The organism is Sulfitobacter sp. G21635-S1, assembly GCF_027213915.1.
GTDB lineage: Bacteria > Pseudomonadota > Alphaproteobacteria > Rhodobacterales > Rhodobacteraceae > Sulfitobacter.
The window spans coordinates 18,929-33,541 of sequence record NZ_JAPWGV010000036.1 but is presented as its reverse complement, the minus strand read 5'-3'; the positions used below and the strand labels follow the sequence as shown (position 1 = coordinate 33,541).

The 14,613-nt window shown below is 55.3% G+C and carries 19 protein-coding genes; 6 read left to right on the top strand and 13 right to left on the bottom strand.

The window, feature by feature from the left end; translation table 11 throughout:
* Positions 1–2: 2 nt before the first annotated feature.
* Genes virB10 through O4H53_RS24500 form a run of 12 tightly spaced genes read right to left on the bottom strand, consistent with a single transcriptional unit; the run spans position 3 to position 8,765 of the window.
* Complete coding sequence (virB10, locus tag O4H53_RS24555; RefSeq protein ID WP_269367604.1) at positions 3–1,145, bottom strand: type IV secretion system protein VirB10; 1,143 nt, start codon at positions 1,143–1,145, stop codon at positions 3–5.
* The gene (gene virB9, locus O4H53_RS24550) at positions 1,145–1,996 is read right to left on the bottom strand and encodes a P-type conjugative transfer protein VirB9 (RefSeq protein WP_259966431.1); all 852 of its coding nucleotides are present in this window, start codon (positions 1,994–1,996) and stop codon (positions 1,145–1,147) included. The genes virB10 and virB9 overlap by 1 nt, the downstream gene beginning before the upstream one ends.
* Positions 1,993–2,676, bottom strand: a complete 684-nt coding sequence (locus O4H53_RS24545; protein ID WP_269367603.1) for a virB8 family protein — start codon at positions 2,674–2,676, stop codon at positions 1,993–1,995. The genes virB9 and O4H53_RS24545 overlap by 4 nt, the downstream gene beginning before the upstream one ends.
* Positions 2,663–2,851 (bottom strand): hypothetical protein, encoded by a 189-nt coding sequence (locus O4H53_RS24540; protein ID WP_129373478.1) that lies wholly within the window; start codon positions 2,849–2,851, stop codon positions 2,663–2,665. Before O4H53_RS24540 ends, O4H53_RS24545 begins: the two co-directional genes overlap by 14 nt.
* 58 nt (positions 2,852–2,909) lie before the next feature.
* Positions 2,910–3,803 (bottom strand): type IV secretion system protein, encoded by an 894-nt coding sequence (locus O4H53_RS24535; RefSeq protein ID WP_269367602.1) that lies wholly within the window; start codon positions 3,801–3,803, stop codon positions 2,910–2,912.
* 9 nt (positions 3,804–3,812) lie between these two features.
* On the bottom strand, positions 3,813–4,067 hold the full coding sequence (locus tag O4H53_RS24530) for an EexN family lipoprotein (protein WP_129373423.1): 255 nt from the start codon (positions 4,065–4,067) through the stop codon (positions 3,813–3,815).
* Positions 4,057–4,764 (bottom strand): type IV secretion system protein, encoded by a 708-nt coding sequence (locus O4H53_RS24525; protein WP_269367601.1) that lies wholly within the window; start codon positions 4,762–4,764, stop codon positions 4,057–4,059. The genes O4H53_RS24530 and O4H53_RS24525 overlap by 11 nt, the downstream gene beginning before the upstream one ends.
* Positions 4,761–7,118 carry a VirB4 family type IV secretion/conjugal transfer ATPase gene (locus tag O4H53_RS24520; RefSeq protein ID WP_269367600.1) on the bottom strand — a complete coding sequence of 786 codons (2,358 nt, stop codon included), beginning with the start codon at positions 7,116–7,118 and terminating at the stop codon, positions 4,761–4,763. The genes O4H53_RS24525 and O4H53_RS24520 overlap by 4 nt, the downstream gene beginning before the upstream one ends.
* Entirely contained in the window at positions 7,118–7,447 is a 330-nt protein-coding gene (locus O4H53_RS24515; RefSeq protein ID WP_129373426.1) for a type IV secretion system protein VirB3, read from the bottom strand. Before O4H53_RS24515 ends, O4H53_RS24520 begins: the two co-directional genes overlap by 1 nt.
* 5 nt (positions 7,448–7,452) lie before the next feature.
* Positions 7,453–7,743 carry a TrbC/VirB2 family protein gene (locus tag O4H53_RS24510; RefSeq protein ID WP_259966423.1) on the bottom strand — a complete coding sequence of 97 codons (291 nt, stop codon included), beginning with the start codon at positions 7,741–7,743 and terminating at the stop codon, positions 7,453–7,455.
* Between the two features lie 13 nt (positions 7,744–7,756).
* Positions 7,757–8,395 carry a lytic transglycosylase domain-containing protein gene (locus O4H53_RS24505; RefSeq protein WP_443069639.1) on the bottom strand — a complete coding sequence of 213 codons (639 nt, stop codon included), beginning with the start codon at positions 8,393–8,395 and terminating at the stop codon, positions 7,757–7,759.
* Positions 8,376–8,765: a hypothetical protein gene (locus tag O4H53_RS24500; protein ID WP_269367598.1), complete on the bottom strand. Its 390-nt coding sequence runs from the start codon at positions 8,763–8,765 to the stop codon at positions 8,376–8,378. The genes O4H53_RS24505 and O4H53_RS24500 overlap by 20 nt, the downstream gene beginning before the upstream one ends.
* 273 nt (positions 8,766–9,038) lie before the next feature.
* Between O4H53_RS24500 and O4H53_RS24495 the strand changes: the two genes are divergently transcribed.
* The 6 genes from O4H53_RS24495 (at position 9,039) to O4H53_RS24470 (ending at position 13,052) form a co-directional block, all read left to right on the top strand.
* Positions 9,039–9,731: a hypothetical protein gene (locus O4H53_RS24495; protein WP_269367597.1), complete on the top strand. Its 693-nt coding sequence runs from the start codon at positions 9,039–9,041 to the stop codon at positions 9,729–9,731.
* A gap of 319 nt (positions 9,732–10,050) precedes the next feature.
* A complete protein-coding gene (repC, locus tag O4H53_RS24490; protein WP_269367596.1) occupies positions 10,051–11,253 on the top strand; it encodes a replication initiation protein RepC in 1,203 nt (400 codons plus the stop codon).
* 13 nt (positions 11,254–11,266) lie between these two features.
* The gene (locus O4H53_RS24485; protein ID WP_269367595.1) at positions 11,267–11,629 is read left to right on the top strand and encodes a hypothetical protein; all 363 of its coding nucleotides are present in this window, start codon (positions 11,267–11,269) and stop codon (positions 11,627–11,629) included.
* Positions 11,626–12,180, top strand: a complete 555-nt coding sequence (locus O4H53_RS24480) for a thermonuclease family protein (RefSeq protein WP_269367594.1) — start codon at positions 11,626–11,628, stop codon at positions 12,178–12,180. The genes O4H53_RS24485 and O4H53_RS24480 overlap by 4 nt, the downstream gene beginning before the upstream one ends.
* 16 nt (positions 12,181–12,196) lie before the next feature.
* Complete coding sequence (locus O4H53_RS24475) at positions 12,197–12,700, top strand: hypothetical protein (protein WP_269367593.1); 504 nt, start codon at positions 12,197–12,199, stop codon at positions 12,698–12,700.
* A 133-nt stretch (positions 12,701–12,833) separates the two neighbouring features.
* On the top strand, positions 12,834–13,052 hold the full coding sequence (locus O4H53_RS24470; RefSeq protein WP_269367592.1) for a hypothetical protein: 219 nt from the start codon (positions 12,834–12,836) through the stop codon (positions 13,050–13,052).
* Between the two features lie 870 nt (positions 13,053–13,922).
* Here O4H53_RS24470 and O4H53_RS24465 read toward each other — a convergent pair.
* On the bottom strand, positions 13,923–14,606 hold the full coding sequence (locus O4H53_RS24465) for an adenylate kinase (RefSeq protein ID WP_269367591.1): 684 nt from the start codon (positions 14,604–14,606) through the stop codon (positions 13,923–13,925).
* Positions 14,607–14,613: the final 7 nt, after the last annotated feature.

Sequence of the window (14,613 nt, the reverse complement as noted above, 5' to 3'; positions counted from 1 at the left end):
TTCTACCTCGTTTTCAGGCGGTATACGTTCGAAAAATCAAGGTCTCGGGCCACCATAACAGCAACCTCTTCACCTTGGTTCTTACGCAGAATGATTGGGACGTTGATGGTGCTTTGCAGTTCAGTCTGGGCAAGACTGCTCACGCCATCCGTAGTGTTTTCAATGGTGTCAGCATTGCTTTGGCTGGCCGCATAGCCGGCCAAGGCATCGTCGATCACAGACAACAGAATGGTGCCGCCGAAGCGCGTCCAGAACTGAGTATCAATGTCGCCGTTGAATCCAGCGCGGCCGAGGCCGTCAGTTCCGGCCGAGTCAAGAGTGACCACCACGCCATGAGGTGTTTCTGCCCGCGTCCAGATAACAAAGAGGCGTTTTGTCCCGCGTTGCAGGCCCCCGCGATACTGCCCGACAATGCGCGTCCCCTTTTCCAAAAGAATGACGGTGCCGGTGGTCGAATAGATGTTGTCTGTGACCGTGCATCTGACCATCCCAGGTTGGGATGAATCCATGGCGGTATCGAGCGCGCAAGGGATCATGGTCCCTTGAGTAATCGTCAGGTGAGGGTTTTCCAGGACGGTTGCCATGGAGCTGTTCAGCTTTGTTGCCTGCAATTCCGTCGCCAGGCCGGAAATACCTTGGCCCTGTCCGTTATCAGCGCTTCCAAACAAACTGCCGCCAGTCGCCCCGTCCGCGTTCACTTGAGGGGTGCTTCTGGCCGTGCCTTCAAATGCCATCAGCGGAGCCCGTTTTGAGCTTTCAAACAACAGTTCGGCTTGGGATGGTTCGGCCGGAAGTTGCTGTTCCTCGATTCTGATCCGCTCGATAGGGCCAACAGGCTTTTCTTCGACCTGGGGAGTTGCTGGCGCCGGGGTTTCAGGCTGCGGTTCTGCAATATCTGCGGGCTGAAACTGGCTGCCAGATCGAATACGGCGGGTGCTTTCCGTCACCTCTTCGACCGGCTGTTCCTCAGCGGAAGGCCATTGCAGAAATGCGAGAACGCCGAGAAAAGCAATGCCCGCGGCCACGCCGAGCTTTTTCCCCATGTCTGAACCGCCAGCCTTGGCTTTGCTGTCAGCAATCGAGGTGATGCCGCGTTCACCGTCCAGGGTCTGCCCATCGGTGGGGCTGTCTTGATCAATTGCCATTATTGGCTCCCTCCAATGACTTCGCGATTTACGCGGTGACTGGTTGTGCTGGTGCTGATCGCTGTGTGCCCCTTGCCAACGCCCATGTTGTAGATGGCAGTGACTTCCCGCCCCAGGCGGAGGCGGATTTCGTGGGCAACGCCATGCACAATCACCTCGTTACGGTGAACGGTGGTGTTTGCCAGGCGTTCTTCCCCATCGGTTCCGACCATGTAGACAGACGGCAAACGATTGCTGCGCTTGAAGGTCAGAACCGTCATATCTCCGTTGTCATAGACGGTGGACGGCTGCAGGTTGCGCGAGCCAGCTGCGAGGTATTGCCAGTTTTTGGTCCCTGAGTGCGCCACAGAGGCCGACAGGCGAGAGCGCGCTGCTTGCTCCTGCGCTGCTTGCCGTTCAGCTGCGCGCGCCTCCCGGCGGGCTTCAGCTTCATCGCGGGGATAGCGGAAACGCACCTGAAAATACACATCGCGGTTGTTCACCATGATGTCGCCTTCGCGGGTGATCAGCTCGAAAGAGTATGTCCGAGTGGTGCCGTCGGAACGGACGGTTGCAATCTGAAGGTTGGTTGGCGGATGAGGCTCACGGGCTTTCAGATAAAGGATGTTACCCCGCGGCTTGAACTCCCAGGCGACGGTATCACCGCCACCGACGTCCAAGATTTCTTCGGATTGGGCGAACACGATTTGAACGGCCGTTCGAACCGTGCCGACGACACGCACCACGTCCCATTCATTGTAGTTGACGGACCGAACCCGGCTGTCCGAGGTGCTGGGGTTAGGAACATCCAGCGCGAAGGTAGGGGAAGCTGCCAATAGGCAGGCGGCGACGAGAGGAACAAAGCGTTTCATTGCACCACCTCCGGATCTGCACGGTAGTCGGTGACGACAAAGCCGAGCGGGTTGATCATGCGGTCCTGTGAGCTGATTTCAGCCTGACCATCGAATGTGTAGGTGAGGGTCGCGACCCATTGGCTGCGCCGTTCCAGGTCCTCGTCCTCGTTCTTGGTGACGCGGTAAAAGCGAACTTGAGCCAGCCCGTCGTCCAGGAAGGAAACCGAACGAATTTGTACTTCGGCCTTGGTCTTTTTGCCGAAGATGTATTGCGGGCTGTCCGGGTTCGAGGCGTTGTAGTGGGCCGCAAATTCAGTCTGTTCTTCCGGGCCGGACATAATCTGCACATGGTCAAAAATGACGCTGCGCGCGGCATAGGAATAGCCTTCGCGTGTGCGGACATAGAGCGCCAAGAAATACTTGGCGATGGCCTCGTCATAAACTTCCCGGCCATCGGTAAGCGCCGTCATGACTTCGGGAACGCCTGTGGCTTCATCGACCCGGATCACGAATGGTTCAACCGTTTTCAGAGGGGCCAAGAAGGCGACGGCCGTGACACTGGCGATTGCGATTAAGCTGGAAACCCCAGCTACGGACCAGGCCAACAGTTTTGACCGCTGCGCAGCAGAAAGCCTGTCCTGATCAAAGGTGCGGGCCTGGTTAAAATACTCCTGAAGCTCTTTATCACTCTGGATCATTGGTCGCTCCATTTCCTTTGACGCCAATCTCTGACTGTTTGCGCTGAAGCGCTTCCTGGTAGTCCCATTGTGTCGGATTGAGAGGGCGAACGATTGAGCCTTGTACGGTGGGCAAAGGCGTAGTTGTTGCGCACCCTGCCACGCCAAGCAGGGCGAGAATGACGATCTGTTTCATAGAGGAACCTTGTTGTACGAGTTGAAGGAGCTGATTTGCTATTGCTTAGGAACTGAAATCATCGCCGTGATGCGCTCCCGCTTGAGCCGCCAGAGCCGCCAGAGCCACCGCCGCTAGATGGTTTTCCCAAGCTCTTTTCGACGGCTCTTTGAAGCATACCAGTCGAGGCTTGCGCCCCTGCCGACAGACCTGATGCCATGGAAGGGATCAGCAGGAAGAATATAATTCCGCAGGTAAGACCAACGAGGAAAGCAAAGTATGCTCCTGTGGCATCAACCCCGTTTGTTTGAGCCGCAATATTCGCAATCAGTCCGGTCATGACAATCGCGAGAACGATCACCAAGAGCTTCACAAGAGCGAAGTTGAGAATTTGGCTCAGCCAAGAGAAGAACCAGCCACGAGTGGCATCGAACAATGCGAAGCATATAAACAAAGGGCCAATGGCGGCTAAAATTGACAGAAAGAACGTAGTTGCCAGGGCCGCTGCAAGAGAAATGCCCGCAAACAACAACGCATACCCCATGATGAAGTAATAAACGACCTCACCGATAAGAGCGCCTGTCCAACCTTCAGAGGCGTGACGTTCAGCCGCTTCAGAGGCAAACAGATCAGCTTGCCTCATAACAGAGTCACCAGGAATTGTTCCGGCGCCGCCTGTTATGCCGTTGATAAACTCCGGAATACCTTGATTGATCGTGCTGCTGACCCACTGGGTGTAATCACCGGCAGAAGATACCAGGCTCCAGATGATTGCCAACTTGATCCCGCGAATGGCAAAATCCAGAACAGGCTCTTGGATCACGCCCTTCATGATGGCGATGCCATACAGTATCAAGTACAAGGTCATTGCAGCAGTAAGAGGCGCAGCAAGCGCGCCAGACATACCAGCAGCAACAGCGTCAGTCTGCTGTGTGAACGCCGCAATGAGGCTATCATATAGACCCTGGATCATTACGCACCTCTAGTCTGCAGAGCCAAATAGCTCCTGAATGGATTGACTTCTGGACTTCCGGTTTTCAGTCCTTTGCGCCTCTGCTGCGTTTTTGCAGTTTGCTTCAAGTTGAGCCGCATCGGTGATCTCACATTTGGACAGCATCGTTGCTCTTTCGTCGGGGTGTTGAATGTAGAATTCGACGGTCTTGTTCTCCTCACCTTTGCAGGCGCTGAGCAAAGGTGCAGACACAACGGCTAGAAGGATTAGAGCTTTATTGGTCACTGAACATATTCCTTATGGCGTCGCTTCTCGCTTCGCGGTTTTGATTTCTAATTTCCCGATTGCGTTGCTCTTCGACTTTGGTTTGAGCCTCTTGCAACATCGCCAGCCCTTGTATCCGGTTGGTATCATTTTGGAGCATGGCGGATTCCACTTGCAGCCGCGTTTGCAGAGCGTTGATTTCCTTTTGCGTGGATGCCCCGCCAATTGCCTGCCGCAAGCGTTCCAAGCCGGCCAACCGATCATCGGCGGACTGAACAATGCGATCCCCGATCGCTGCATCACGAGCCGATTGCGCACCGATGCGGTCGAGTTCCTGGCGATAAAAATCTTCGGCAGAAACTGCATCTGAAGTCACCCGAGTGTGATCCAAGAAGCCTTGTGCAGCACCAGACAGGTCGCCAAGTTCGTTCAGGTCGATATCGAGAGAGCTTGCGATTTGCATCGCGTCAGGACCCAGCAGCTCCCGAACCTGGGGGTTGTTCAGAGCAGCGGCAATATCAGCCATGTCTGTGAGGCCATTCACTGAATCGTAAAGGCGTTTGGCCTCTTCCAGTTCCTTGACCATCTGGGCGATTTCTTGAGCGAACTCTTGCTTCGCATTGGCGATGGCCGTTGCGTCGATAACCGGCACACCGCCAGCAAAGGCGGGCTGAGTGAAGGCCAGGACGGAAAGCAGCAGTACAGCCTTGATCTTCATGACAAGTCCTTTCGTTTAATGTGGAAGATGGGAAGCCATTGAGCAGGGTCAGGGTATTGTGCCCTGATGCTGTTCATCAGCTGGGTTTCTTCGGTACGCCCGGAAAGAACCGCCAGGGCATCATCCTGGCCGCGCAGATCCAGTTCGCAAACCACCGAGTTTCCGCCTTGCTTGATCAGGAACTGGCCGATGGACAACTCATTCCGGATTATTTGTGCTTCACGGTTTGTTAGCCCGAAATCCTGAGTCAGCTCACTAGCCTTTGCATTTTTGTTAGCGAAGAAAATTTGCGTAGCGCACTGTTCGATCACAGTCCGAGCAATGGAGCTATTAAGAACATCGGAGGTCGATTGCGTTCCCGCGATAACAATCCCGTTTTGTTTTCGGATCACCTTCAGCTTGTCTTTCACGAAACTTTCAAAAAAAGGGTCAGCTAAGGCTTTCCAAAACTCATCAATGACAATGGCAATGCGCTGCCCGGTGATCAGCTGTTCCACCCTCTGCATAAGGTACATCATCATAGGGTTGCGGATCGTGGGATCATCCAGGAAGGAGGTAATATCAAAACCGATAAGAGTATCCTCAAACCCGATTTCATCCCGATCATTGTCGAATACCCAGGCCAATCGCCCATCGTCGGCCCATTTGCTCAGACGGTTGCCAATGTCGTCTGCTTCGCCGGAACCAAAACCGATCAGTTCCCGCAGCACGGAAACAGAGCGCTGTTCTTGCGGCACATTTCCGAGGCCATTGATGGCCGCTTCAATCCGCGCGTTGTCGTCTGCCGTAAACGGGTGCTGAGGGTCTGAAAGCATGGCTTTTGTCAGCGCCACAAGGAAAGCTGCATTGGCGGGCGTCAGATCCAGCGCTTTGAAAGGAGCGCATCCGGTGCATTCACCAGTATGGAGAGCAAGATATGTGCCACCGGCAGCGCGTACAAAGATTTCACAGCCGCGGTCTTTGTCGAAAAGAATGCGTTTTACCTTAAGTCTTTCAAACTGAGACATGACAAAATTAAAGACGACCGTTTTCCCCGAACCGGTCGGGCCGTAGACCGCAGTGTGTCCTATGTCCCCGACATGCAGGTTGAGATAGAAAGAGCTGTCCGCACTGGTTTTCAGCTTGGCAACAGCCTTGCCCCAATGGTTTCCGTCTCGATGCCCTGTGGGGTAGTTGTGAAGCGGAGAAAGGGCCGCAAAGTTGCGGCTGGTCATAAGGGCAGGGCGCAGCCGCTTGGAGTGATTGCCCGGGAGCTGAGCCCAGAACGCGCTTTCAATGCCTAGATCTTCGCGTGCAACAACAGCTCCTGAGTTCTGCAGGAGGTTGCTCGCATCTGACACATTTGCCCGTAGCGCCTTCAGGTCACTGCCGAAGATTAGCAGGGACATATTGTGTTCGCCCATGACGAAGTTGCCCGACATGAGATCATCACGTGCGGTTCTCAGCTCGTCTGCCTGAGATACGGCATCATCGCCAGCATTCCGCATGCGGCCTTCTTTGAGCTTAATCGTTTTGATCGCCTCGGACTTCGCCACACATCGGAAGGACTGCGATAGGGCAAATGTAAACGGCGCGGTCAGAAGGTCGCTCAACATCGTGGGGCGCGTGGTCGAGGGATATTCGTTGATGCCAAACATAGCGCCGAAGGTGGAATCTGCCGGGTGCCGGATTTCCAGAGCCTCGCGGCCAAAAATCACTCTGTCGGTGTAGATCGCGGAGCCAATGCTTCCTCTGACCAGAGGTGTCAGCTCGTAGCGGCCGGTGATGAGCTGACGCAATACGCCCATCGGCTCCGAGCAGACAAAGCCATGCTCGCTGTTCACCAGCCCAAGCCTACGGGCACCGTAGCGTGAAAGGTTTTTGGCAAGAACAGCCGTTTTATCTTCGAGCTGTTCAAGCATGTCCTGATCCGCTTCGATCTGGCTCTTCCTGGCTCGCTTTACGCCTGTGGCAAACCGCGAACCGGCCAGGCCGCGCGGCTGCATATAGATGGTGAGATAAATATCATTCCGGTAAAGGCGTTTCCCTTGGATCTGCTCGCGGTAGGCGTTGTCGAGCCAACCAGAAAATTCGGAGGAGAAATCGCCGTCAGGATAGCTCGGATCCTCACTGCGGATGATGTGTGTGTAAATAATGACGTTATCGTCAGCAATATTGCGGATGTAATGGTTCAGCCCGTCGTGAAGCGAGTTGATGCCGCTCGTATCCGCGGTGCGGAACGATGCGCCTTCAATCTTGAGCATCTGGAATGCACCACGATTGGTCGTGATGATGGTGTGCTCATCGGCATGGCGCACGAACGGTAGGTAGTCCGTTGCCGTAATTTCCCGTTTCAATGCGCGGCTGAAGCCCATCAGTCGATTTCCTCAATTTTGTAAGTACGCTTGAGCCTTAGAGGGGAGGGTGACGAGCCGCCCCAATGGGAGCGGTTTCGGCATTTTGCGCCTGTATCGAAAAACCGAAACAGAACCCGAAAAGCATTTTGGTCACGCTTCACGACGAAGTGAGAGATCACCAAGAGAGGAACGGCCAGGACCAGGTAGAAGATTGAATCTCCAATGATCATGGCAAGCCCGCCGACGAACACCGAGATAAATGCCGCTTCCAGCGGAACACCGAAAACCATAGCTGGGCGTGTCAGCGCCAGGTACAGCTTGTCTTGATTTAGCCGTTCCTCTTCCATGGGGATTACGCGACGATCAGGTCAAGGATTTCGCCGGCCGCGAAGATCACGATCACGCCGACAATCACTTGGCCGGTCCGGCGCATGTCGATCACGTTGAACATGTACAGGGCACCCACGATCATAACCGCGATCAGGGCCAGCGGGCGGCGGGCGCTATTGAACTCGTTGACCACGTTGTTCAGGAAGTCGGTAAAGCCTGCAGCGGCGGCCGGGCTTGTGAAGCCGAGCAGAAGCACCAGAGCGATGCTCAGGGGGGCGCCCATCCGGTTTGTCAGTGAAGCGATGGATTTCATAGGAGCTTTCCTTTCAGTTAAATACGAGAGCGGAAGATTTCGAGCCGGAGGTAAACACGTCCCAGGCGGGCGTGCCGTCTGCTGGTCCGGCGACCTCGACAGTTCGAGTTTGGTTCACTTTGGGCGCCTCAACGTCCCCACCCATCACGCGTTCAACGTAACCGTTGGTGAAGCCGCGTGTGAAAGTGCCGGTGTTGTAGGCGGACAGTGCCTGATGAAGTGCCGTTTGAGGATCGGAACCCTGCTTGCGGGCGCGATCATACCCATCCCGCAGAACCGCCTCTGCAGCCGTTAGATTGGTGCAGGAGTCAAACACGGTCTCGACAGTAAGATTGAGCCAGCCCAGGTTGGCGTTGTTGATCTGCCCCAAGCCCATGTCGATAGAATGGCCTTGAGCAATAAGCTCGCGAGCGATCCGCGCGGCTTCCTCCTGGGATTTTGGGCTGTAGCTCCGGCGGTTTGTCCCGTTCACGCCGATAGCGAACCTGTTGAAGCCGCTTTCGGCCCGAACAATCTTCGCCATGATTTCCGGCGCCACGGACGGCGCACAGTTTTCTGCCAGAACGCGAAATCTATCTGACGGAATTTTCTCGGCTGCTGCGGGTGAGTGCAAGCACGCTGCGGCAAGTCCGCTAGCTGCTAGAGCCTTCATCCGATTGAGGGGAAGCAAGCGGGCCGGTAAGAGCCTTGATACGACCCTTGCCGTCAACTTTGATGGTTGAAATCGTGTTGTCCTCATGGACCACGATTTCGCTTCCGTCTCCGTATTCCCGGTGATGCTTATACAGCCCCGGCCAAAGCGAGAACAATCGCTTGTTGACCCCACCACCGCCTGCATAGCGAACGGAGATAAGGACTGCTTCGGAACCATCTTCACGGATGTACGTGCACGTGTATCTAGGAGAGTTGGAACGGCCAAGGTCATAGTAATCGTACCTGCAATGAAACTTGGCGTTCTCTTTCAGTAGCTTAGCTACATCATAAATCGAGATCACGCCTTCTGCCCTCTTACTGTTGTTCATGGCCGTCCTCTGAGTTTCAGTGCGGCCTCAACATAGCCTTTGTCCCATCCTTGTAAATCAATGTCAATTGCAATTTTTAAAATCGCATACCATAGCAATTTTTGTTACCGCTTGTCATAGGCAAACATGTGCGCTGTTGCAAATTCTGTTCATGTGAGCAAAAAGTGAAAGTGGCTTGGTGGGTGGCCTAGCGTCAGCCTGTCGGGTAACGCTCTTTTAAGAATTATTCAACCCGCGATTTTCGTGTAGGGGTTGCGGTACCAGGAGGATCGTATGACACCTAGAAATTTCTCAAGAAATCTCGTCATGGGCTGTTTGTTGGCAGCGGGGATTGTGACTGGAAGCGGCAAAGATGCCGAAGCGGGTCCCGGAGGCGCACCCATAGATTGTGCCATTCTGCTATGCTTGGCAGGCGGCTGGCCTTCGTCTCCTGAGTGCAGCGCGGCACGGGCCGAGTTCATTCGCCGGATCACGCCTTGGCCGGTCGAGCCGCCGCTGCAAATTTGGCGCTGCCCTCTTGGGGCTTCAGCGTCCTCACCCGCTAAACCGAGTTTCCGTTCACGGGTTTTTGAAGCGGCAATGCGTAGTTCAAACGCCGCCTCGATTCTCCCACCTTTGCGCACCCCTTCCCCTGAAAAGATTGCGGCCCAGATCATCCAGGCGAACCAGGCTGACATCGACATTTCGGGCCAGGAGTTCAACTTTGTGCGCTCGATCCGCGTGTATCACGTTGAATTCACCGTTCGGAAAGAACGGGACTACTGCGGCGAACATGACGCTACCCGTGTCGGTACCTACGGGCCGCAGGGTGAGTTTTCATGGAGCGGGTATTCGGCCAAGTCGGTTCCAACCTATGTAATGCCCCGCGTTAAGGGGTGTCCCGATGGGCGCGGCAGAGTGCGGGCTGTAGGCGTCGAATGGAAGGATTACGAAGGCAACATAGGGTCAGAGCTTGTACGCTACTGAAACCCTATATAGTGGGCCGCCGGCCATCACTCACGAAAGTTTGCGGTGGCCCACTATCATCTGTTAAGTTTATTCACAAACCAACAACAAGAATCAAAGGAGCAGTAACCACCCCCCTTAAAAACCAGAAACCCCCGCAAGGCGGACCTTACGAGGGGGTTTGGTAAACCACATAGAGCGCCAACTCTTATGTAGGATCAAGTGTCACCTACGATTTTACCATTCCTCCGACAAAGCAGGCAAGCAAAAAACGCAGTTTTGCGAACAGAGAAATTTTGCCTGCTGGTTCAGCCTCGCAGAATAAATCGAGGACAGAGGAATGAACGAGCAGTATTACCCCGCTCTGCCGCAAGGGTGGCAGCGGAGCCATGTTGAAGAGCTACTAGACGATATTGCCCCGGCTATCGGCTTGGGCGCCAAGCGTCTCAAGGCACTGCGGCATATGATGAGGCGGACCAGACCTAGCGACTGGACGTCGAAGTCCGCTGAGCCTGTCTATTTCGGCACCCAGGCTGACACAGCATATGCGTTGGGCAAGACCGAGCGCGCACTGAGGAATGACGAATACGCCCTTGAAGCCGTACATGGCCTGATCGAGAAGCGAGTAAAGGCCAATGGTAGCCGGTCATTCTACGGGCAATGCGGGATCGTCTTTTCCCGCCTGATTGACCTGGTGCCGAACCTGATCGAATTAAGGGAACGTCTCAAAGCTGACCAGGCGCGGATGCGTGAGCTGGTTCAGCTGCGCAGCACATATCTGCGGCATATGAAACGACAGATCGAGGCAGCGTCACCGGAGCTTGCCAGCAGCACAGATTTTTGGGCCGCTACTGAAGCCTTCGAGCAATGGCCCCATAGCTCAAAGCTTCGCAGTATGGCTCTGGACGACCTGGAAGCCCATGTTTCGGAGTGCCGGAAGCTCTGTGGACAAATCGACAGTCTGATTGAAACTTGCGAGGATTCTTCCTGTCAGGCGGAAGAAAACTTCCGGTCCCTATTACAAGAGAACACTAAAGAATCTTCTGTAAAATGTAATGCCAGCATCCACAAATGGACCTCGGGCAAGCCCTCGGACATAAATTCTTCTGACGCCGGGCCTAGCGGCCCGTCGAATTGCTTAGAAAACAAGCATGTGGTTTCGCCGGAGGTGTTCAAGTCGAAATTCTTGGAGACTTTGAGCCCTCAGAAGCTCTTTGACCTCGCTAGCGAAGACATGAAGCTGCACATTCAGGCACGTCAGGGCGCACGAGATAGGGTTCGTATGTTGGACATTATCGAAGCCGTACAAGACCTGAAACCTTACCTTGGGATCAATCACAGTGCCTGGGTGGCAGCAGCTCACGCTATGGGACCAGAACAGGCAGCGGTCTGCGTTCTGATCATTGATGCAAACCGCAATCACCCTACCCATCCAGTGAGAAACCCGGGCGGCGCGCTCCGGGCAATGCTTAAGCGGTTCCGCCGCAAAAAACTCAACCTCGTTGGGAGCCTGATCGGGCTTTCGCGGCGGCGCGACGTGTAGAAGGACGAACGCGATGGACAAGATTCCTCTGATCTTAGCGGTTGTTTGGGCGAGTTCGGCCGGTGCCCAGGAAACCTGCATCGAGCCTTTTCGCCCAGATGCGGAGTATCTGGCTGACGGTGGGTTCTCGCCGGAAGAAATGCGCGAAGAGTTCCGGACCTACTTTTCCGAGGTTGAGGACTATCTGAATTGTCTCAACAGATCCGGCGCGCGGATCCGGCAGGAGGCAACCGCGGCCGCGCAAGATTACAACCACGTTTTGGATCGCCACCCCGTCAAACCAGGTCAAAGAATTGAACAAGAACCAGTTCCGCGCGTGGAGCTGAGCGAGAGCGGAACGCTGTTTTTGGACTACGAGGCGGAGTGGCTGCAATGATCAAATGGGGAGTGACGATCCGGGCGACCGGCGCCTGTCTGGCGCTGTTGGGAGGGCTTTTGTTCATTGCGCCCAATGTCGAGCCGCTGGCCGGAGGCCAGAGCTATGGCCCGTTTGTTCCGAACATCATCGACGGCGATACTCTGGGTAATGGGACGGAGCGGTTTCGTCTGGTTGGTGTGGATAGCTGTGAAATGGGGCAGCCGATCCAGTTTCCAGACCAGGAGGGCGAGCTGAACTGCGGTTACTTCGCCAGGGCATTCGTAGAGGAGTTTATCGGAGATCAGGAGGTCACTTGCTACGATCAGGGCGCGCGCAGCTATGAGCGGATCGTGGCCCGGTGTTTTGTCGGCGGCAGCTGGCCTTGGATGCAGACAGACATAGGAGCGTTTGCAATTTATTCTGGCTGGGCCGTGCCAACGGAACATGCCGGGGCCATGTACCAGGCTCGCTACCTCATGGAATACATGATGGCTAGGTTCGCGCGCCGCGGCACTTGGAACGGCTCAAGTGTTCTTCCCTCAGTCTGGCGCGCGGCGAACCAATCTTAACCCGGAAAGGATCACAATGACTTGGTTACGTGTAAAACTGGCAGCCCGGGCAATTTCTCGCATGGGCGGTGGGACTAGATTTTTCTGGGGAGGCTTCGTGGGCCACCATCGTATTATGATGCTGGTGTCCGCTATTTTTGTTTTCTATATGACGGTTGTGCTGATCGCGGATTTTCCTGAAATGCGCGCCTGCCTTGAAACTAATCAACCCTCTCATTGCATCATGCCAATGTATGAGGCCATCATATTGGATGCCTCTGGATTTATCATTTTCCTTGCCGTCTTGGGTTTCTCCCTCGGCGTCGCTCTTGAGTGCGTGATCAAGCCGATAGCTAAATCCCTCACAATCTCTCAGGAATTAGAAACACTTGCGGCAGAAGGTGTTCCAGAAGCGGCCCAAGCACTTGCGGAACTGCATGACGAACGCGGTGCCGATGCTCATGCTTTTTTGTGGCGACAGAAGGCCGCGGCTCTTGGTCACCCAACAGCGATAAAGCAGCTTAAAGGTATGGAGGGATAAGGCCTGCACCTGGACGATGAACATGCTGGGGCCTTGATCCAATTGGATCAAGCAGTATTCACGGGTCTTGGTGGATGCTCGTCATTAACCATAGTGTTGAAACGAGCAATTGACACTGATGGAGGCAAGTTGAGTGACAGAGCACGAGCGGCAGGTTCTGCGCTTCATTTACGGCAGAGGTTTGGTGTTTAGCATCCAGCCTGAAAGGGTGTCGGAATCTATTAGGATGCTTCTCGAAAATGGTCTGATCGAACGGGGTCGAGATCCAGATGAAGATGCTGGGTCAAACGTCTATCGGATCACGTCCTGGGGACGGGTCGTTCTGGGTGTTGATGAACTGGCGGTCCAGTGAATGTTCCGCCATTGTTCTTCATAACCCCCATCTGTGCAGCTTCGGGTCGGTTGGGCTTACTTCGCTCGTGCGTTCGTGGAAAAGTTTATCGGGGATCAGGAGATCACTTGCTATGATCAGGGTGCGCGCAGCTATGAGCGGATCGTAGCCCGGTGCTTTGTAGGCGACGCCTGGCCTTCAATGGAGACGGACATAGGCGCGTTCGCAATTTATTCTGGCTGGGCCGTGCCAACGGAACATGACGGATCCATGTTTCAGGCGCGCTACCTCATGGAATACATGATTGCTAGGGCAGCGCGGCGCGGCACCTGGAACGGTTCGAGCGTCTTACCTTCAGTTTGGCGAGCGTCGAACAGGTAAGGCTCCTAGTTGTAACGGCTTGAGATCATAAATCGTCGGGCGCGAGATCATCGCCGTTTTCGGCTCAGATTGTCTGAGACCATAATTATGCTCTGGCTCACAATGCTTGCGACTGAGCGCAGATTATCTGAGACGGGCGCCCATTGCTGAGACTCAGATCAGGGTCGCGAGACCGATGGCAGGAAAGGTGACCTGCGGGGGCAATGCGGTCATAGGTTTCCGGATCGGGTTTTCTGGTGCAGCGAGGCCAGAAATCCTCAGCACATCGTCACTGCCAGAATAACGGGCGTTTTCCTTGTGAGCGTTCCACTGATCGGTGCCCGTTGCGAGCCGCGGCCATTCACGTCTAGCGCGGCGAAGGTTTCAGGAGAGCCCATAATTCCGAATGCTGCATCAGGCACGAGTGGCGGCGATGCTGCAGAAGGTTGCCTTTGCAAAGAAAAGGAAACGAATTCGAGCATAACGGCACGCACAGCCCTTATGCTCGAACCAATCGTTGAGTTTCATCAGTTAAGACCGCACCAGCTTCACGATTATTTTCAGACTCTGAGCTACAATATAGATGTCACCCATTGCGTCGATCTTCTGCAGAATGCCCTTGCTGCCGTAGTAGGCGATCAGCGGCGCGGTCTGCGCGTGATAGGCCTCCAGCCGGCTGGCAACGGTTTCCGCATTGTCATCGGCGCGGCGTTTCATTTCGGTGCCGCCGCATTTGTCGCATTTGCCGGCCTCGGCGGGCTGCTTGAAGCTGTCGTGGTAGCCCTCGCCGCAGCCGCCGCAGGTGTAGCGGCCCGAGATGCGCTCGACCATCGCGGCGTCGTCCACCTCAAGGCTGATCGCGGCGTTGATCTTCTGTTGGGTTTCCGCCAGCAGTTCATCCAGCGCCTCGGCCTGCACGGTAGTGCGGGGGAAGCCGTCGAGGATCACGCCCTTGGCGCAGTCCGGTTCGGCCAGGCGGTCGCGCAGGAGGTCGATGACGATCTCATCCGAGACCAGACCGCCAGCCGCCATCACTGCCTGTGCGGCCTTGCCTGCCTCGGTGCCGGCGGCAACCGCCTCGCGCAGCAGGTCGCCGGTGGAGAGCTGCACATAGCCGAATTTTTCCTCCAGCATCCGCGCCTGGGTGCCCTTGCCGGCGCCCGGAGGCCCCAGCAGGATCAGAACGGCGGGGCGGGTGAGTACTGCCATATTCATGTGTCTA